Source organism: Fibrobacter sp. UBA3629 (genome assembly GCF_002374005.1).
Lineage (GTDB): Bacteria > Fibrobacterota > Fibrobacteria > Fibrobacterales > Fibrobacteraceae > Fibrobacter.
In genome coordinates this window covers 1-17,691 of sequence record NZ_DFLC01000043.1, presented here as the reverse complement: position 1 = coordinate 17,691, position 17,691 = coordinate 1, and the positions used below count along the sequence as shown (strand labels likewise).

Sequence of the window (17,691 nt, the reverse complement as noted above, 5' to 3'; positions counted from 1 at the left end):
ATGCAAGAACATAACCTCTCCGATTACACCTTCGAATTCCCGAAGGAACTAATTGCTACCCGCACGGCGGGGAAAGGCAAGACGCGTATTCTGCATTGTCCCAAGGATGGCGGGCCGCGACGCATCATGAAGGCTCCCGAAATTGTGGAACTGTTCCGCCCTGGAGACTGCCTTGTGGTGAACAATACCAAGGTGATTCCTGCGCGCCTTTACGGTCACACGTTGCACGGCGGCGAAGTCGAAACGCTACTCGTACAGTCGCTCATTCCGGCAGAGAACGGTGATGCCCGCTATGAGGCGCAGGTCCGACCGGGCAAGGCCTTTAAGATCGGACGCGAACTCGAAATTGCAGGTGTCAAGGCGACGGTCGAGGATATTCACGAAGATGGAGCCCGCGTGCTCCGCTTTGCGACGACCCCCGTGGAACTTGAAGCGGTGATGAATCGCGAGGGCCACGTGCCGCTCCCTCCCTACATCAACCGTCCCGACGACGAGGACGACAAGAAGGCATACCAGACGATTTTTGCAAAGTACTCGGGTGCAGTTGCTGCCCCGACGGCGAGCCTGCATTTTAGTGAACAGATGCTCGAGGACCTCAAGGCGAAAGGCGTGTACGTTGCCGAGGTTACTTTGCACGTAGGGCCAGGCACATTCCAGAATATCTCGGTCGAGGACTTTACCCAGCACAAGATGCACGGCGAGCATTACGAACTCACGAAGGAAAACGCCGAAATCATCAACAAGGCGAAGCGCGAGGGCGGGCGCATCGTTACCGTGGGTACTACGAGCACGCGCGTCGTGGAGACGATTGCCGATGCGAATGGAATCGTGAAGGCGCAAAAGGGAATCACGCACGCGTTCTTCTATCCTGGCTACCGCTACAAGATTGTAGACGGCCTCCTCACGAACTTCCACTGGCCCAAAAGTTCACTCATCCTGCTGGTGTCCGCATTCTACGGGCGCGAAAACACCCTCGAAGCCTACAGGATGGCCGTCGAGAACAAGATGAAACTGTTCAGCTACGGTGACGGAATGCTAATTTTATAACCGAAGGCGAAGTATTACTTTGTCGTGGCCGCATGAGCGGTCGAATGAAAAAGGAAAAGACATGAAGATTGCAGTTATCGGCGGTGCCGGCTACATTGGATCCCACACGACGCGTGAACTCCTTGACCGCGGACATGAGGTTTGCGTCTTTGACAACCTTTCGAGCGGTTTGGAACAGAACCTGTTCCCCGAAGCGGGCTTCGTAAAAGGCGATATCCTGCATCCCGATGAAATCGGCAAGTTCCTGAACGAATTCAAGCCCGAAGGCCTCGTGCACCTGGCCGCCTTCAAGGCCGCCGGCGAGTCGATGATCAATCCCGAGAAGTATAGCGTGAACAACATCACGGGCTCCATAAACATCCTGAATGCTGCTTCCGCTGCCGGCGTGAAGTATTTCGTGTTCTCGAGTTCCGCGGCTACCTACGGCGCCCCGAAGTACCAGCCCGTCGATGAGGAGCACCCGACCGAACCCGAAAACTACTACGGCTACACGAAACTCGCCATTGAGGGGTTCCTCAAGTGGTACGATAAGCTGCGCGGAATCAAGTTCGCGGCTCTCCGCTATTTTAATGCCGCAGGCTACGATGTGAAAGGCCGCATCAACGGTCTCGAGAAGAATCCGGCGAACCTCATCCCGGTGGTGATGGAAGCGCTGCTCGGCAAGCGTAAGGAACTGCTCGTGTTCGGTAATGACTACGACACTCCCGATGGCACGGGCGTGCGCGACTACATTCACGTGAATGATTTGGCAATCGGCCATGGCATGGCGTTCGATTATCTGCAGAAGAACAACAGGAGCCTTATCGTGAACCTCGGCGTGCAGCAGGGGAGTTCCGTGCTCGACGTTATCCACATGGCTGAGAAGGTGAGCGGTCGCAAGTGCCCGTACCGCATTGTGGAGCGTCGCCCGGGTGACCCTGCGACGCTTGTGGCGAACCCCAGCAAGGCCCACGAAGTTCTCGGCTGGAAGGCGCAGTTCAGCGACCTCGAGACTCTCCTTGCGACGACCTGGAAGGCCTACCTCGCCAACGAGAAGTAGCTTTTAGGCTCCGGCTTTTTCCAGCAGTCTCTTCGCCTGCTTTGCGATGAGGTCGGAATCGTTCAGTTCAATTACCTTCTGCAGCCTTTTCACGCCTTCTTCGGGTTCTATCCCAAAGTTGACCCTGAGCTCTCCGATATTGAACAGGGCGCGCCTTGCGAGCGTTGCGTTCTTTTCGGATTTCAGACCTTTTTCGAGCAACAGCAGAGCTGTCTCGGTAAGGCCCTTCGCCTTTGCCGTGTCGCCCCATTCTAGCCACTGCGTGCTTGCGACATCGATGAACAGGTTCGGGTTCGTCATCCTTTCGGCAAATTTAGTGACGGTTTCCTTGTCGGCGGGCTGTTCCTGCAATATGGCCGTCATCGCCTGGCAAAGCAGCTGGCGTGCGGCGTCGTAGTGCCCCTTCTTCGCTTCCTGGAATCCTTCGTCCATCTGGTTCCGTGTCTTTTGCCTGCGCTCGGCGGCGAGGTTGCGGTTTGCGGTCCGGCGGAAGCGCTCTTCGAGGGCGTCTGCCTTCTTTTCGGCTTCGCTTTTCCTGCGCCTCGGAATCTTGAATCCGGCGAGGGCTCCGAGCCCGAAGGCGGGGATGGAGGCGGTTACCACGGCGGCGAAGATACCGCCGTTCACGAGTGCGTTAACGGCTGCGTCCAGGATGGCGCCCATGATGGCGGTCCCGAGAACCCATCCCGGTATGGCGTCCTTCCTTTCATCGAACGCCGAGGCGCCCAGCATGAATGCGAGGGCGATGCTTGCGCCCATGTAACGGTCCATCGTGTAGTGGTCAAAGAAACTTGTAGAGGTCAGGATGTCGGTAACGAATCCTCCGGCAAAGATGAATGCAAAGAAAAAGCCGAGCGTGATGGCGGCTCCCCAGCGCTCTGCCAGCAGGAAATAGGCGAATAGGAAAAAGACTGCGAAAATGATGTAGTTCCAGGCGCTCGGGAACAAAAGCCAGCTGGTGAACAGCCGCTCGTATTCGCCGTCCTTGGGTACATAGGCGAGGCTGTATCGCACGAACTTGTCCGTATAGTTCTTGATGAACTTGTGACATTCGATTTCGAAATGGGCTTCCTTGGGGTAGAATCCGTGCTCGTCGGCGAATTTTTCCTTGCCGCCGCCGATTTCCCACCATTCGCGGAATTCCTTCCTCATGGCCGCCTTGCGGTCCTCGATGTCGAAGGTCTTTCCGGCCGAAAGGATTCTGTCGCGGTACTGCACGAATTCCTGGAGCTTCGTCTTTTCGTCGTCGGTGAGGCCCACCGTGCGGAACTGGGCGGCGCCTTCTTCGGCCCACCACTTTTCGAACGACTTTTCGATGTTGCTCTCGAGTTCCTTCTGGCTGATGACAGGGGAGAGGGCGGTCGCCGCATTGAAGATGCCAATGCCGAGGACAATGGCAATGACGATGTAATGGTGCACCCGGAGGCGCTTTGTGATTCCCTTGATGGTGTCTTGCAGGCTGCTCATAGTCATTACCTTTTGCCGTATTCGCCGAGCTGGTTCCAGAGGAAGTCCGTGTTTACGTCGCGGTAGCCCTGCGCGTTGACCTCTGCGCGCAGCTTGTGGGCGATGTCGAAGAGGTTCGGGGTGTTCTGCATGCGTTCGAAACTGTCGAAAATCGTGAGGTTGTCGATCCACTTGCCAAGTTCGGGGAAGCGGCTGTCCTCGAAACGGTTCTCGCGTCCCGTCTTGAGGTATTCGAGATAGCGGTCCGTAATCTTGTAGCCGTCTTCCGTGAATATATCCATCGCGCGCGGGAACAGCTTGTAGCCCGTGAGGTATTCGTGGACGATGATGCCGAAACTGAAGTAGTCGACCGATGACGAAAGGTTTTCGCCCATGATGGCCTGCTCGGGCGCGCTGTAGCACGGCGTGAGCTGGCCGCCGTATTCGTTCACCGTCTCGCGGAGTTTCGCCTGTGCGTAGCCGAAGTCGCAGATGAGGATCTTGTGGTTGTTCTTGTGCTGCGGATTCTGGCACAGGAGCAGGTTCTTGGGCTTTAGGTCCTTGTGCACCACCTGGTAGTAGTGCAGCTGGCTGATCGTGTTCGCGAGGTAGGCAATCTGTGCTACTCGCTGCAAAATCTCGTCGTCGGAAAGCTTGGTCTTGAACATCCTGTCGAGCGAACAGCCCTTGATGAATTCCATCTTCAGGTAGGGGTGCCTTCCGGCGAGTCCGCCGCCAAAGCTCTGCACCACGCCCTCGATATTCGTGGCGCGGATGAGGTTGTTGATGCGGATTTCGTCCTGGAACGCGCTCAGGAGCATGTTCAGGCGGTGGAGCCTGTTCTTGCCCGGTGCCGCCCAGAACTTGCATATCTTCACGACGATCTCGCGTTCTCCGTAGTGCTTCTCGTCGTTCGCGTGTTCGATCCAGAAGTTCGCGCGGTAGAGGTTGTTCGTGCCCTCGAGAGTCAGCGGCTCGACAAGCTCGATTTTCTCCATGGCGCCGCTGTGCAGGAATTCCGGGTTCTGGTCGAACCACCGCTGGTATTCCTGCATGCTATAGTGAGGGCGCAGCGCGAGGTTGCGCGACACCCTGTCCAGTACTTCCGCCAAGATATTTCTGAGCATGTCTTAAATTTAGCTAATCGGGGGTACAAAACAAGGTGTCGCATGGCGGCACCTTGCAAAATAAGTTTTTGGGCAGTTTTTATTCCATGGTCTTCTCGAGCGCCTTCGTGACGACGTTGTAGGCGTCGTCGACAGTGTCGCAGAAATGGAACAACTTGAGGTCTTCCTTGTCAATCATCCCGGTCTCGGCGAGGTAGTTCCAGTTGATGACCTTGTCCCAGTACTTGGAGCCGAAAATCACCACGGGCATGCGGTCGCCATATTTTTTGGTCTGGATGAGCGTGAGGATCTCGAACATCTCGTCGAGGGTGCCGAAACCGCCCGGGAACACGACCATGGCCTTGGCCAGTTTCATGAACCAGTATTTACGAATGAAGAAGTAGCGGAACTGCAGGTTCAGTTCGTCGTCGATATAGGGGTTGGGGTGCTGCTCGAAGGGGAGCCTGATGTTGAGGCCGACGGAAGAAGTTCCTACGTCATTGGCGCCACGGTTGCCCGCTTCCATGATACCCGGACCGCCGCCGGTCATGATGGCGAAGCCCTTGTGCTGCTTGTTGGCCCAGCGGCCTATTTTTGCACCCAGTTCGTGGGCGGCATCGTAGTATTCCGCCACGGTTTCGAGCCTCTTGAGGCGCGCGAGTTCCTTTTTGTCCTTGCAACCCTTCATGCGCTTCTTGATTTCGCTCATGGGGAGCGTACGGGCCGAACCGAAGAACACGATAGTGTTCTGGACGCCTTCCTGCTGGAAAATCTGGTTGGGCGCCATGAATTCGGCGATAATCCTGATGGGACGGCCACTGTCGCTGTCGATAAAGTCCATGTTGTGGTAAATCATCTTGCCCGGAATCGTCGAAATCGCATTCTTCTTTTTTGTAGCCATAGGAAACTCCTTTTTTGTCCTTTCCTTGACAAAATACCTTAAGAAGGGACAAAAAGCAAATAAAAAACGCTTTTTTTTGCTTTCATTCGAAAAAATCGTTATATTTGAGGTATGCTAGTAAAAATTTGGACTGACAGCTTTATCATTACCGGCGAGATCGACACCCTGCGTGACGAGCGCCTTACGGACTACATCCGCGAGAACAAGGACTTCATCGCCGTGACCCAGGTGCGCGTGAGCGACAGGAGCGAGAAGGACCTCTTCCGCACGCACTTCCTCAACGTGAGCACGAGCCACATCGAGATTATCCTGCCCGCGGAATAGCGATAGGACAGAACCCATATAAAAGAAGCCGCCCCCGAAGGAGCGGCTTGAATTGTATAGTTCCAGGTCCGGATTACATGAAGTACCAGGAGAGGATTGCACTGGCCTTGAAACCGACGTCGAGGCGTGTGTCTTCGTAGTTAGCAGCGCCATCGACGCCTTCCCTATCAATGTAGTCGAACCCGAGGCCGACCTTTCCGGTCAGGTAGAGTCCGCCTACCACGTTTGCGTGGATTCCGGCCATTGCGTTGAGGGTGAACTGGTTGTTGTCCTCTCCCCAGTGGCTGATGAGGAACTCCCCGCCGATGGAAAGCGGCAGGACGACCTGCATGAAGTAGTAGTCGAAGCCCACGCCGATTTGAATTTGGGTGTAATCGTCTGCACGATCAACTTCGGTTGCCGGGGTGAACTGGGTGGCTTCAGTTTCACGGGTGGTTTCGCCGTGATGGTACAGTCCGAGGATGGCGGACAGTTCCATGTTGGGGGCGAACTTGAACGACACGTAGAACTTTTGGATTCCCTCGTGATCAAGGGCGTCGACGAGGTCTAGTCCCAAGGCCAGGGTTCCTGCTCCGGACTGCACAGGGGCTGCCGCCGCACTGCTTTCGCTTGCTGCCGGGGCGCTGCTGTTTGCAGGCGCGCTGGATGCCGCCGGGGTGTCCTCTTCTTCGTATTCGTCTTCATCGTCCTGGGCGTAGCTGTAGCTGCAGAGTGCCATGGCGGTGAGGGCCGCTAGGAAAATCTTTTTCATATTCCATACTCCTTGTGAAAATTACTATAGAAAACAATATAGTTTCAAAATACGGGTACGTCCAGGATTTTCAAGGAAAAGACGCGATTTACCATTCCATGCTGACTTTCGCAATCAGGAACCGCCTGGAAACCTCGTCAAGCTTGGCGGGGTCGATTTCGAACCCGAGAAGTCCCGCGTAGATTACGAACGGGCTCGCCGTACAGCCCTGGTCGTTGCACTTTACCTTCACGAAGAGAGCTCCGTTTACAGCGTCGATGCCGAGCACGTGCTCGTTCAAATCGATTTCCTGCCCGCGGTGGTTCTTCACGACGGGGAGCGCCTTCGCGTTGAACCGCTCCATCAGGTCGGCGGGGATGCTTTCGGGCGTGTGGCGGTAAACCATCGCCTTCGGGAAGTGCTTGCTGAGCTTTTCCTTCAGCGGCTCGATGTTCACGATTTCCATGCCCCGCGGGAACGGTGCGCTCAATTGCGCCATGAGTGCGGGAAGGTTCTCGGGCGATATGTCGAGCTTCTGTAGCAGGTCCACGCTGATGATTTCACAGTAGGTCTCGAGGCCCAACGGGAGCGCACCCATGTTCGAGATGCGCGGTTTGGGGCTGAAGCCTTCGCTGAACTTCACGGGGATGCCCGCACACAGGAATGTGCGCTCGAAGAAACTGAGCATGTTCTGGTGGGGCAGGAAGCGGCTGAGGCCGGTCTTCTTGAAGGTAATCTTGTAGCTGAAACTTTCCGTCTTTTTCGGGCGACGTTCCGCGACGAGCTTCTTGATTTCTTCGGGAGTGCGGCTCGGAGCCTTGTGGCGTACGGGATCGTCGGCGAGCCTGATTTCGTCGCCGAATCCGGGGATGCCGCACTTCTGGCAGTCGCCCCACTTGCAGTTGGGCACGGGCGCACTGTTCGGATCGAACGCCTTCTCCCACTCGCGGCGCAGGTACTGCTTGGTGGTACCCGCATGGATGAAGTCCCACGGGAACACCTCGTTCTTTTCGCGCTCGCGGTAAACCCAGCTGGTGTCGTAGCCCATCTTTTGCCAGACGGCTTCCCACTTGGCAAAGTCGAACCGGTAGCTGTCGCTCTCGAAGATGATTCCCTGCTTGTAGGCCTCGTAGATTACGGGCCCGAGGCTGCGATCGCCACGGCTGTAGATTGCCTCGAGGAAGCTCGTTTCCCAGCTGGCCCAGTTGATTTTTACGTTCGGGTGCTTGAAGAACTTCTCGCGCACGAAGCGGATATGCTTGAGCGCGGTTTCCTTGTCCATGTAGGGTGCCCACTGGAGCGCGGTAAAGGATTTCGGGATGAGAATGCCGATGCTGACCGCAATCTGTATGCCGCGGTTGTACTTGCGTCCGATTTTTACGAGATTGAAGATGAGGTCGCAGAATGCCTGCATGTCGTCGAGGTTCTCGGTCGGGAACCCAATCATTGTGTACAACTTAATCTTGTTGAACCCGCTGCTGAACGCGTGCTCGGCGGCATCGTACATGTCCTGGTCGCTGATGGTCTTGTTGATCATCTTGCGGATGCGCTCGGAGCCCGTCTCGGGAGCGAACGTGGCGCTGCGGCCACCCTTGAGGGCTGCAATCTTGCCGGCGAGCGTCTGCCCGAAACTGTTCACGCGGATGCTCGGGAGGCTCACGTCCACCGTATCGAAGAACGGGTCGTCGATGATGCTGTCGGTGAGGGCCTCCACCGGCTTGTAGTCGGCGGTAGAAAGGCTCAAAAGCCCGAGTTCGCGTTCGCCGGTGGCGCGGATGCCCGCCTTTGCGATGTCGAGGACATCGTCCGGATTGAGTTCGCGGCACGGGCGGTACCAGATGCCCGCCTGGCAAAAACGGCAACCCTGCGCACAGCCGCGCATGACTTCCACGCTGAAGCGGTTGTGTACCAGCTGCATGTTTGCGATGAGGTTTTTGACCGGGTAGTCTTTCGGGTCCATTACCGGGATGAATAGGCGGCGAACCCCGTTCGTGGTGGCGTAGGCGCCGGCGGCAGGTTCCGCCGGCACAATCGCGCCGAATTCGTTCGTGACTACCGGGCGCAAGCTCGGCACGTAAACGCCGTCAATCTTGGATAAATTCTCGAGTATTTCGGCGCGACTGAGGCCCGCCTTGCGGCCTTCGCCTACGCACCGCAGAAAGTCAATCATGACTTTCTCCCCGTCGCCAATCATGAACGCGTCGAAGAAGTCGGCGACGGGCTCGGGGTTCGCCATCGAGGGCCCGCCGGCAACCACGATGGGGTCATCTTCCTTGCGGTCCTTCTGCCACGCGGGAATGCGGGCGAGTTCCAGCACGTAGGGCACGTTCGTGAAGTTCAGCTCCGTCTGGAGCGTCATGCCCACCACTTCGAATTCGCGTACCGGCGTGTAGGTCGCGTAGCTGTACAGCGGAATATCGTACTTCGCCATCTCGCGGGCCATGTCGTCCCACGGCGCAAACGAGACTTCGCAAAGCAGGTCGCTCTCGCGGTTTATCACGTGGTACAGGATGCGGATGCCGTTGTTGCTCATCCCGATTTCGTAGGTGTCGGGGAATACGAACGCCATGCGGCAGAGCATCTGGCTGTGGTCCTTTACCACGCTGTTCGCCTCGCCGCCCATGTAACGGGCGGGGGATTCAACGGCGGGTAACGCTAAGGCGATTTTTTCGAGGATGGTCATGTCCCCAAATTTAGAAAATTGCATTTTATTTCGTTTATTTTTCATTTTTATCGAGACGGATGTCCAATACTTTTGATAAATTTAAGGCATGAGCGTTCTTTCTTATATCTTTTGGCTGATCGTCTTTGTCGGAGGCGTCATTGCCGCCTATATGGTTCCCGACAACACGCTTGCCCTGCACCTGAAATTCGTCCTGATTGGGGCCTGGGGCTCCGTTCTCGGGCTCGTCTACCATAGCCTCTGCAACCGCAAGTTGCGCGAAGCCGAGGAAAATTTCACGGAAGCTCTCAACGACCAGCAACGCAACAATTCTCCCAAGACAGAATATATTCCCGTAGTCCCGTCCATTGGAGATGAACCTCAGCCCTTCGAGGCTCCCGCGGCCAGGAAACCATTTGATAGCATCCTTCCGCCCGAAAACAAGCCCGCCTCTATCCAGAATCTGGCCGTTCCTGCAAAGATTTCGTTCCCTCTCGAAGCCTGGGAACTTTTCTGCAAGCCGATTCTCAAGAACCGTCCTTTCCCGGAGGTCGTGGAGGCCCTGGAAAAGACTCTGCCCGAACTTTTCCCGACTGCGGCCGGGATCCTTTACATGTATGGAGGCACGCAGACGGAACTGCACAAGATTCTTTCGTTTGGTGACTATGTCATCAGTGACGATACCATCATGCCCGCCGAATGTGCCAGTTTCAATCTGGGCGAGATTGTCATTACCGATTTTGCCTCTAACGAGATGAATGGTGGTTGCACCCACCTGCATCATCATCCCCAGGGAATTTCCTTCTGCGCCCCAATCGAAGGGCTCGAGGAACATTTCGGCATCCTTTCTATCCAGCTCGACAAGATTCCCGATGGCGAAACGCTTGACTTCTGGAAGACGAAGGTCGGCATCGTCGCTGCGACATTCGGGCTTTATGTGGCAAACCAGAACTTGAATATCCGGTTCCAGCAGCACAGCATCCGCGATAACCTCACGGGGCTGTTCAACAGGCGCTACATGGAAGAATCCCTGCGCCGTGAAGTCTCTGCGGCTAACCGCCACGGCACTCCCATCGGTATCGTGATGATCTATCCGGACCAGGTGACGAATATCCAGAAGGAAAAGGGCCACCATGCTGTCGAGCAGATGCTCTGGGAATTGGGTCAGCGCCTCCCGAATTTCATCAGGACCGAAGATATCCCGTGCAGGTACGACGGGGAGGTCCTCTGCGTCATTTTGCCTGGTGCCGACAAGAAAATTACCCTCGAACGTGCAGAACGCATCCGTCGCGAGATTTCTCAGCTCCAGGTCGCCTATGGCGATGGAATCCTGGCGACGACTCTGAGCCTCGGGGTGTCCGTGATGCCCGATCATGCCATTGACGAAGGGACGCTCATCTACAATGGCCAGAGGGCGCTTCAGCTCGCTATGGAAAATGGCGGAAATAGGGTCGTTTCTGCGGACGCCGTTCGCCAATATTGATTCCTGCAAGCGAAATGAGAAATGAAAAACACCCCGTCCTTGCGGTCGGGGTGTTTTTTTGGGGTTAGGAGGAGAACAAAGAGTTCTTGAACATAAAGATAACAAAAAGGGAGGGGGGAGGAACATTTTTTTTGAAAAATCGAATTTTAGTGTAGAGAAGTTCTCATCACCTGGGTGATTGTGGAACAAAACTGCCCGTTTTTGGCTAAATTCAAGCTGTGCAGGCCGCTAGGCCCCGGACTCCCGGGCCCGTCGCTCTTCTTTTTTCTACATTGTGGACGTATGAAGAAATTTCTTGCTCCTGTTATTCTTCTTGTTGCTGTCGTGGGGCTTCTTGCCTACCTGATGCTTGATTTTTCCGGCGTGAAGTCCTCCTTTGATGCGGATGCCTACTTGCAGGCTCGTAGCCGGATCGATTCCCTTGAAGTCGCTCTTTTTGAGGCTCACGGTAACCCGGATTTGCAGCTCTCCCTGCGCGGAGAACTTGAAAAATCGTGGGAGACTCTTGCAGAACTCCGTACGGAAGCGCCTTCTGCCGCTGACCCGACTACGGAAACTATAGGCGGTTTCTCTAAAGAAACGGTCATCTGGATCGCCGGGGGCGTTGCCGCGGTCATTCTCTGCGTAGTCCTCCTGTTCGCACTCTCGTACCGCCGGAAAGTATTGACTCAGAGGATGGAGGCCTTGAAGGCGGATCAGCGCTTCAAGGAGCCCAAAACCGGTTTTGAAAACGATGCTACGATAGCTCCCCGTCCGCGTCCCCAGAAGCGCTCCATTATCGAGGAGGTGTCCGAGTTTGCCGCGTCGCAACAGGCCGATGCCCCTGCTTCTGCCCCGAAGGTCGCGTTTGAAGATGAAAACGGCGTCCCCGAAAATAAAATCCTGTCGACGGACCTGGATGCTCCGCAGCGCCCACCTCTTCGCCCGACGGCCAAGGAACGTATTACGTCTGCCATGCAGTCGCTTTCCGATGTGCTGCGTTCGCCACGCGGAGTCGCTCGTGAACGCACCATGAAGATTCGCGCCCAGAGCCACAACATGACGGGCGACCCTAATTTGCAGGCGAGCAGTCCGCTCAAGACAAACCGCTTCGATCGGGAATTCACGGAGAAGGCGAAAATTATGCAGATGCACCGCCGTGGCTATCCTGCGTCGACGATTGCCTCGCAGCTCAAGGTTCCCCAGGACCAGGTGGAATCCATTATCAGGGAAGCGCTCGAATCGGGGAGCTGATGCGCTACCGTTTCCGTTGCGAATATCTGGGTAGCGCCTTCTACGGTTGGCAAGAGCAGAACGAGGCGGGCAAGACTAAGTTCGTGACGGTTCAGTCGTCTCTCGAAGAAGCTTTCTCCATAGCGCTTCGCTCTCAGGTTCGCATTGTGGGTTCCGGACGGACCGATACCGGGGTCCATGCCCGGGGCCAGTGTGTTCATTTCGATTTCGATGGAGAACTGGATCCTCGCAAGACGGAGCGTTCCATAAACGGCCTTACCAAGCGGCTAATCCGCATCCGGGACCTGCAGCCTTGCGCTCCGGATTTCAACGCGCGGTTCGATGCGCTTGAACGCTACTACCAATACACTATCTACACGCGTCCTGTCGCCCTGATGCGCGATTTTGGCTGGGAATGCGGTTCGCTCTCGCTTGACCTGGATGCGATGGAAGAAGAAGCTCGCGCCTTTCTGGGCGAACACGACTTTATCGACTTCTGCATTCCTCGGAATGACGGCAAGTCAACACTCTGCACGTTGACCGAGTTCCGTCTTGAACGCCTGAACGACTGGAGCTGCATGTTCCATATCAAGGGAAACCGTTTCCTGCACAGGCAGGTTCGTGCTATGGTGGGGACTTTGTTCGATGTCGGCCGCGGTCGCTATCCGCTCGGAACGGTCGACCGCATTTTCGCGAAGGATTTTAGGGGCGAACGCACCTGGGCCCCTCCGCAGGGGTTGGTGCTCCAGGATGTCCGGTATGCCGATTACTAGGTGCTTGCGCGGCGGATAATTTCGACCATTTCGCCGACCGCGTCCTTCAGACCGACGAGTACGGCCTTGCCGATGATGCTGTGGCCGATGTTCAGTTCTTCGATTCCTTCGATGGCTGCGACGGGCTCTACGTTCCTGTAATTGAGTCCATGGCCCGCAATGACGCGAAGGCCGTATTTCCTCGCGAGGACTGTCATGTCCTGGAGGGCCGAGAGCTCGTGGTTTACTTCCTGGATGCTGCCGAGATCGCAGGTCGTTGCGTATTTGTTCGTATTGAATTCCACGAAGTCGGCTCCGACTTTCTTGGCCGCCTTTACCTGTTCGGTTTCCGGATCAATGAAAATGCAAGCGGCGATATCGTTGTTCTTGAGCGTCATGACGAATTTGGAAATCTCGTCGATCTTGGCTGCAACGTTCATTCCGCTTTCGGTTGTGATTTCCTGGTGGTTCTCGGGAACGAGAGTGACCATGTCGGGCTGGACATTGATGGCGAACTGCACCATTTCCTGGGTGGGGGCGATCTGCAGGTTGAGCTTGGTGGCGACGGTTCCCCGAAGGAGCTTGAGGTCGCGATCCTGCACGTGGCGCTTGTCTTCACGGAGATGGGCTACAATACCGTTGCAACCTGCCAGTTCGGCAATGACTGCTGCGGCTACCGGGTCCGGTTCGCGGACCTTGCGCGCTTCACGGATGGTGGCGATATGGTCGATGTTGACTCCCAGTTTTACGGTCATGGCAGCTCCTTGTTTTTTTTCATAAAGGTAGATAAATAGATGAGGGTGGTGCCTTGGGCAGTCGCCTTTTCCTTCATGGACTGCACCTTTGCGATGGATTCCGTGCTCAGGGGCAGAATCATGGCCCCGATTCCGTTCCTGAAGGCCCCTCTCAGCTTTTGGTGGATGTAGTCGTCCAGCGTGCTGTTGGAGGGGTTGTAGGGTGCAAGTATTTGGCAGTCCTGGCTCGATTCCTTGCAGAGCTCGTTCAGTTTCGACTTGTTGTTCATGGAGAGGTCTAGGAACCAGAGCCCGTGTTTGCTCGCTGCGTTCAATACCGTCTGGAGCAGGGGCTTGTGTTCCATGGCCTGTTCTGCAAAACGGGTCGCGATGCCGCTTGCGGAGGGCACCAGCGCCTTTGCGCTTGCGATGATTTCTTCGATTTGTTCTTCGGTATGGTGGCTGCGGATGGGACGCATCTTGTTGTGTCTGGAGTCTAGGCTGTGCGATTCCATCAGAAGCCATAGAACCAGTTCCTTGTCCCTGATGCGGTCAAGGTCGGGGAAAAATTCAGAGGACATGCCGAATGGCGTAATCAGCAGGTCGTATGGGAAATCCAGTTCGTTCAGGGCTACGATGAGTTCGGGCGAAAGCCTTGTCACCTGGAAGGCAATCGAGAGGTACGATGCGTTGTCGCGGAAAATGCTCGATGAAACCTGGAGCTTGAGGTGCAGCGTATCCCCATCGGGAGAAAGGGCGTCGAGCTTGGCTGACTGCGATACGGTCGGGTCGTTGAAAAGTTCTTCCATGTAGAGGACTTTTCCTCCGTTCTCGTCCAGGAACCTCTGGGCTTGGAGCAGGTAGTAGACGATTGTCCTTCCCTTGCCGAGCGTCCAAATGTCGCGCTTCTGGACTTTGGAATACTTGGCCTGGATCACTTCCAGATTCGCTTGCATGCGTTCCACGAACGGCAACGTATCCGGAATGGCAAGGGTGTCGCTTTGGATGACGGCGGGCTCAGCCTCTTTTTGCGAGAGATTAGGATCCAGTCCCAATTTCGGCAAGATGTAGGCTCCCGTTGCTATCAGTACAAGGACAATAAAGATTGCCAATATGTGTTTGAATTTGTTCATCCCGCATAAATATAATTATATTGTCGAACATGCCAGTCCTCTTTGCCCTCGTTGGAGCCACAGGAATAGGGAAGTCGAGTCTCTCGCTTGAACTTGCCGAACATTACAATGCCGAAATTATCGGCGTCGATTCGCGGCAGATTTACAGGGGGTTCGTGATTGGGACTGCGCAGCCCCCGCTCTCCGACCAGCGGAGCGTGGTGCACCATCAGGTGAATTTTCTTGATCCTACGAGCGTCTATTCGGCGGGCTCGTTCTGCTCCGATGTCCGTCGCCTGCTCGCTAGCCATCCGGACCGTTCGTTCATTCTTGTTGGCGGAACGGGACTCTACCTCCAGTCGCTCATGCTCGGCCTTCCGAAAATTCCGAAAGTGGATGCCCACGTGCGAGAAGAACTCGAGGAATCGTCGCGTAAAGAGGGACTGAATAGTTTGTTCGAGCTTGCGCGGAATGTGGATCCCGAAGCCATGGCGGGAGTCGATCCCAACAATGCGCAGCGCATTATCCGTATCCTTGAAGTCTGGAAATCGACCGGCCGCAAGCTTTCGGAATGGCAGAAAGAACGTGAAGGCGGCATCGGCAGGGTTCCCGTATTCTGGCTTCAACGCGAACGCGAAAACCTGTACAGACGGATCAACGTCCGCGTAGACCAGATGGTTGCCGATGGCTGGATGGACGAAATCCAGGCCCTTGCGAAAGTTGTCCCGCTAGACGCTCCTGCGTGGCAGAGCCTCGGCTACCGTGAACTTTTGCAGGCTAAGTCGACATCCGAAATTGCAAGTGTCATCGAGGATGTCAAAAGAAAGACCCGCAACTACGCGAAACGCCAGCTGACGTGGTTCCGCTGGCAGGTGGAATCCGTTCCTGTAGATCTTGATAGGGGCGAAAAGCCTGCATCCGTTGTCATGAAAGCGTTGAATGGTGCGTGACGTGTTCTATAGATTGTTCCTTGCAGTTCTTGCGGCGATTCTTCCGTCTTTTGCCTACGATTGGGATTCTCCAAGTGATGTGGTGTTTTCGCCAAAATCTTTGGAACAGCGAACCTCCATACTGCAGACGCAAGAAAAATGTATCCGAAGTGGCGAATGCCTCGGAGATTCCGCTTCGAAAACCTTGCGGGACGCGTTTACTGGCCTCGAATCTACCATCGTTGCCGAAGATCCCCATGCAACGCTCTTTTCCTACGACGAACTCTTCTTGCTGTATGTGTATAGTGCGCAGGTCTCCCTTGACAAATCCGCGTCGTGGAAGGAACTTGTACGCCTGTTGGAACATTCCAGGTCCATAAAGGATAGTCTTGCGCATCGAAACTATCCGTTTGCAAAAGATTCAACGCTTGTCGATTTTCTAATCGATTCTATCGATTACCATCAAGCTGAATTTGAGTTCTCCCTTCTCGATGTCCCTCGCGAACTGAAAGAATCTTTCCGCATCGTGCTGGAGGCAATTTTGGTATCCAATTCTCTGGCGAAGGCATGTGAAATAGGGCAGAATTCTCACGGGACATCCATGTATGGGGCTTCTGTCGAGTTTATGGAAACGGCACGGGACAGGTTCCTTAGACGCTACCCGCAAAGTGAATACGGGGCCCTTGTCCGAGAATACGTTCCCGAAGGATTTGCCGCGCGTGAAAAAAGAAATGTTGCATCCGAACAAAAATGGTTGGCTTTTTCGATGGGACTTGGTGTCGGTTCGGTGTTCATGGGCGGGAACCTGGGTGAAACAGTGAGTGTCCCTTTCGAAATTCCGTTCTATGGCGAATTTCAGGTGGGGCGCGCGCTGGTGGGCTTTGGATTTGGCATGGGGCTAGGACAGAAAAAAACGTTGTGGAAGGGAACATTCGATGAAATGGAGGGACATGGTTTTGGAATTGTCATGGGAGGCCTGAATTCGTACATCGGCGGGGTGCTGCTTGCGCATAATAGCCTTTCGCTTGATTTGCTTGCGGGAATTGTCGTGTCGGACTACACGCCGACATCGGATAGCGACTATCTCATCCAGGGAATAGGATTGCAAGTTGGAGGCCAACTCGACTTCAAGATTCCTCTGACGGATTTTGTCGAAATGGTTGTCCGCGCCCGCTACTTTTTCAGTTGGGAAAATGCCGAACTCTATATTCCCGATGCGGTTCGCGAAAGAAGGCCGGAAGTCGACAACTTCCCGTCCTATGGGCCGGAAACAGGCTATGGTCATCGGGTGGAAATCTTGCTAGGCTTTAGGGCGGGATTCCCGAAATCCATGATGAAGGAGTCTGTGAAATGACAAGTTTGTTTGTGAAAGTAAATCGGACCCTTTGGAAATTTGCAATTCTCTTTTTCCTCGCGGGTTGCGTGGACGCTCCGCCTCCGTTGTCGGATCCGCTCGCGATAAAAAATCCGAGGTGCGAATCTTGTGCCTATAGTGAACGTGAATTGCAGGGTGGGTGGGCTTCCGTTCGCGGCGTGAAAATTTTCTACTCGGAACCTTTCTTGGACAATTACGAAATGTTCGAGGCTGCATGGCCCAAATATAGGGGAGATTTCGGAGAGTGGTTCGGACATTACTTCAGGAAAAATTTTGAGGCGTCCATCGCGCAAGTCTCGTCAGCGAACGCAGGCGGAAAGGAAATCAGCATCGAGATGAAGGACGATTCCTTCTGGAAATCTTCTGCACGAACCTTGTCGCGAAAGCGTCCGTCCCTCGCGGATAGTGTTGTCCTGGATGGTATGCTCCTTCCGCGCGAAAGGGAAAATACGGATGACGGAAGCGTCGAAATCTACATTACGCCGATAAATGTTTTTACGCACAAAATAAAGGAATCGCTTGCGGTTACCTATAAGTGTGGCGTGACGGTGCTGGATTCGAAAGACGGGTCTGTTATTTTGTATGCAATCCTTGAAAGCAGGGGCTCCTTGCGCGGGGCTCTTTCGCAAAAAGACGCCGGGAGGACAACTGCTCTCGGTCGTCTCGTAGAGAAAATGACGTCCCTTATGCGGTAACGGACGGGTTTGCCGGTCCTTTTTTGGCTTTTTCCAGAAGATAATCCGCCTATGCTTTAACATGCTTGTGAATAGAATGTTTACAAAGTGTGCCGCAGGTGGGTTTGGGCTGTTTTTATCCCGTTTTTTCAAAAAAAGTGAAAA

General features: G+C 54.9%; 16 protein-coding genes. 9 read left to right on the top strand and 7 right to left on the bottom strand.

Annotation, left to right across the window (positions count from 1 at the left end; genetic code table 11):
* Together queA and galE are read left to right on the top strand one after the other, a co-directional pair.
* Window positions 1–1,047 (top strand): tRNA preQ1(34) S-adenosylmethionine ribosyltransferase-isomerase QueA, encoded by a 1,047-nt coding sequence (queA, locus tag B2310_RS13090; RefSeq protein ID WP_290732361.1) that lies wholly within the window; start codon window positions 1–3, stop codon window positions 1,045–1,047.
* A gap of 61 nt (window positions 1,048–1,108) precedes the next feature.
* A complete protein-coding gene (galE, locus tag B2310_RS13085) occupies window positions 1,109–2,086 on the top strand; it encodes a UDP-glucose 4-epimerase GalE (protein WP_290732358.1) in 978 nt (325 codons plus the stop codon).
* A gap of 3 nt (window positions 2,087–2,089) precedes the next feature.
* On the opposite strand, the gene B2310_RS13080 is transcribed toward galE, so the two are convergent.
* The 3 genes from B2310_RS13080 to B2310_RS13070 form a co-directional block, all read right to left on the bottom strand.
* Window positions 2,090–3,553 carry a hypothetical protein gene (locus B2310_RS13080; RefSeq protein ID WP_290732355.1) on the bottom strand — a complete coding sequence of 488 codons (1,464 nt, stop codon included), beginning with the start codon at window positions 3,551–3,553 and terminating at the stop codon, window positions 2,090–2,092.
* A gap of 5 nt (window positions 3,554–3,558) precedes the next feature.
* Window positions 3,559–4,659, bottom strand: a complete 1,101-nt coding sequence (locus tag B2310_RS13075) for a protein kinase domain-containing protein (protein ID WP_173382750.1) — start codon at window positions 4,657–4,659, stop codon at window positions 3,559–3,561.
* A gap of 79 nt (window positions 4,660–4,738) precedes the next feature.
* On the bottom strand, window positions 4,739–5,539 hold the full coding sequence (locus B2310_RS13070; protein WP_290732352.1) for a TIGR00730 family Rossman fold protein: 801 nt from the start codon (window positions 5,537–5,539) through the stop codon (window positions 4,739–4,741).
* A gap of 111 nt (window positions 5,540–5,650) precedes the next feature.
* Between B2310_RS13070 and B2310_RS13065 the strand changes: the two genes are divergently transcribed.
* Window positions 5,651–5,863 (top strand): hypothetical protein, encoded by a 213-nt coding sequence (locus B2310_RS13065; RefSeq protein ID WP_073319741.1) that lies wholly within the window; start codon window positions 5,651–5,653, stop codon window positions 5,861–5,863.
* A 73-nt stretch (window positions 5,864–5,936) separates the two neighbouring features.
* Here the strand turns inward: B2310_RS13065 and B2310_RS13060 are convergent, their stop codons facing one another.
* Together B2310_RS13060 and B2310_RS13055 are read right to left on the bottom strand one after the other, a co-directional pair.
* Window positions 5,937–6,614, bottom strand: a complete 678-nt coding sequence (locus B2310_RS13060; RefSeq protein WP_290726422.1) for a hypothetical protein — start codon at window positions 6,612–6,614, stop codon at window positions 5,937–5,939.
* A gap of 88 nt (window positions 6,615–6,702) precedes the next feature.
* Window positions 6,703–9,276 carry a TIGR03960 family B12-binding radical SAM protein gene (locus tag B2310_RS13055; RefSeq protein WP_290732349.1) on the bottom strand — a complete coding sequence of 858 codons (2,574 nt, stop codon included), beginning with the start codon at window positions 9,274–9,276 and terminating at the stop codon, window positions 6,703–6,705.
* 88 nt (window positions 9,277–9,364) lie between these two features.
* On the opposite strand from B2310_RS13055, the gene B2310_RS13050 reads away from it, so the two are divergent.
* From B2310_RS13050 to truA, 3 genes are all read left to right on the top strand, one after another.
* Entirely contained in the window at window positions 9,365–10,738 is a 1,374-nt protein-coding gene (locus B2310_RS13050) for a GGDEF domain-containing protein (protein WP_290732347.1), read from the top strand.
* Between the two features lie 282 nt (window positions 10,739–11,020).
* Window positions 11,021–11,971, top strand: a complete 951-nt coding sequence (locus tag B2310_RS13045; protein WP_173382754.1) for a hypothetical protein — start codon at window positions 11,021–11,023, stop codon at window positions 11,969–11,971.
* A complete protein-coding gene (gene truA / locus B2310_RS13040; RefSeq protein ID WP_173382755.1) occupies window positions 11,971–12,723 on the top strand; it encodes a tRNA pseudouridine(38-40) synthase TruA in 753 nt (250 codons plus the stop codon). Before B2310_RS13045 ends, truA begins: the two co-directional genes overlap by 1 nt.
* On the opposite strand, the gene B2310_RS13035 is transcribed toward truA, so the two are convergent.
* Both B2310_RS13035 and B2310_RS13030 read right to left on the bottom strand, forming a co-directional pair.
* Window positions 12,720–13,457: a pyridoxine 5'-phosphate synthase gene (locus tag B2310_RS13035; protein ID WP_173365712.1), complete on the bottom strand. Its 738-nt coding sequence runs from the start codon at window positions 13,455–13,457 to the stop codon at window positions 12,720–12,722. The genes truA and B2310_RS13035 overlap by 4 nt on opposite strands.
* Complete coding sequence (locus B2310_RS13030; RefSeq protein WP_290732344.1) at window positions 13,454–14,569, bottom strand: divergent polysaccharide deacetylase family protein; 1,116 nt, start codon at window positions 14,567–14,569, stop codon at window positions 13,454–13,456. The genes B2310_RS13035 and B2310_RS13030 overlap by 4 nt, the downstream gene beginning before the upstream one ends.
* Before the next feature lie 29 nt (window positions 14,570–14,598).
* On the opposite strand from B2310_RS13030, the gene miaA reads away from it, so the two are divergent.
* The 3 genes from miaA (at window position 14,599) to B2310_RS13015 (ending at window position 17,547) form a co-directional block, all read left to right on the top strand.
* Window positions 14,599–15,498 (top strand): tRNA (adenosine(37)-N6)-dimethylallyltransferase MiaA, encoded by a 900-nt coding sequence (gene miaA / locus B2310_RS13025; protein WP_290732341.1) that lies wholly within the window; start codon window positions 14,599–14,601, stop codon window positions 15,496–15,498.
* A 100-nt stretch (window positions 15,499–15,598) separates the two neighbouring features.
* Window positions 15,599–16,831, top strand: a complete 1,233-nt coding sequence (locus tag B2310_RS13020; RefSeq protein WP_290732338.1) for a hypothetical protein — start codon at window positions 15,599–15,601, stop codon at window positions 16,829–16,831.
* Window positions 16,828–17,547, top strand: a complete 720-nt coding sequence (locus B2310_RS13015) for a hypothetical protein (protein ID WP_290732336.1) — start codon at window positions 16,828–16,830, stop codon at window positions 17,545–17,547. The genes B2310_RS13020 and B2310_RS13015 overlap by 4 nt, the downstream gene beginning before the upstream one ends.
* The last annotated feature ends 144 nt before the right edge of the window (window positions 17,548–17,691 follow it).

Coding starts and splice junctions, on each gene's coding strand:
- queA (WP_290732361.1), top strand. CDS start 1: ATGCAAGAACATAACCTCTCCGATTACACCTTCGAATTCCCGAAGGAA.
- galE (WP_290732358.1), top strand. CDS start 1,109: ATGAAGATTGCAGTTATCGGCGGTGCCGGCTACATTGGATCCCACACG.
- B2310_RS13080 (WP_290732355.1), bottom strand. CDS start 3,553: ATGAGCAGCCTGCAAGACACCATCAAGGGAATCACAAAGCGCCTCCGG.
- B2310_RS13075 (WP_173382750.1), bottom strand. CDS start 4,659: ATGCTCAGAAATATCTTGGCGGAAGTACTGGACAGGGTGTCGCGCAAC.
- B2310_RS13070 (WP_290732352.1), bottom strand. CDS start 5,539: ATGGCTACAAAAAAGAAGAATGCGATTTCGACGATTCCGGGCAAGATG.
- B2310_RS13065 (WP_073319741.1), top strand. CDS start 5,651: ATGCTAGTAAAAATTTGGACTGACAGCTTTATCATTACCGGCGAGATC.
- B2310_RS13060 (WP_290726422.1), bottom strand. CDS start 6,614: ATGAAAAAGATTTTCCTAGCGGCCCTCACCGCCATGGCACTCTGCAGC.
- B2310_RS13055 (WP_290732349.1), bottom strand. CDS start 9,276: ATGACCATCCTCGAAAAAATCGCCTTAGCGTTACCCGCCGTTGAATCC.
- B2310_RS13050 (WP_290732347.1), top strand. CDS start 9,365: ATGAGCGTTCTTTCTTATATCTTTTGGCTGATCGTCTTTGTCGGAGGC.
- B2310_RS13045 (WP_173382754.1), top strand. CDS start 11,021: ATGAAGAAATTTCTTGCTCCTGTTATTCTTCTTGTTGCTGTCGTGGGG.
- truA (WP_173382755.1), top strand. CDS start 11,971: ATGCGCTACCGTTTCCGTTGCGAATATCTGGGTAGCGCCTTCTACGGT.
- B2310_RS13035 (WP_173365712.1), bottom strand. CDS start 13,457: ATGACCGTAAAACTGGGAGTCAACATCGACCATATCGCCACCATCCGT.
- B2310_RS13030 (WP_290732344.1), bottom strand. CDS start 14,569: ATGAACAAATTCAAACACATATTGGCAATCTTTATTGTCCTTGTACTG.
- miaA (WP_290732341.1), top strand. CDS start 14,599: ATGCCAGTCCTCTTTGCCCTCGTTGGAGCCACAGGAATAGGGAAGTCG.
- B2310_RS13015 (WP_290732336.1), top strand. CDS start 16,828: ATGACAAGTTTGTTTGTGAAAGTAAATCGGACCCTTTGGAAATTTGCA.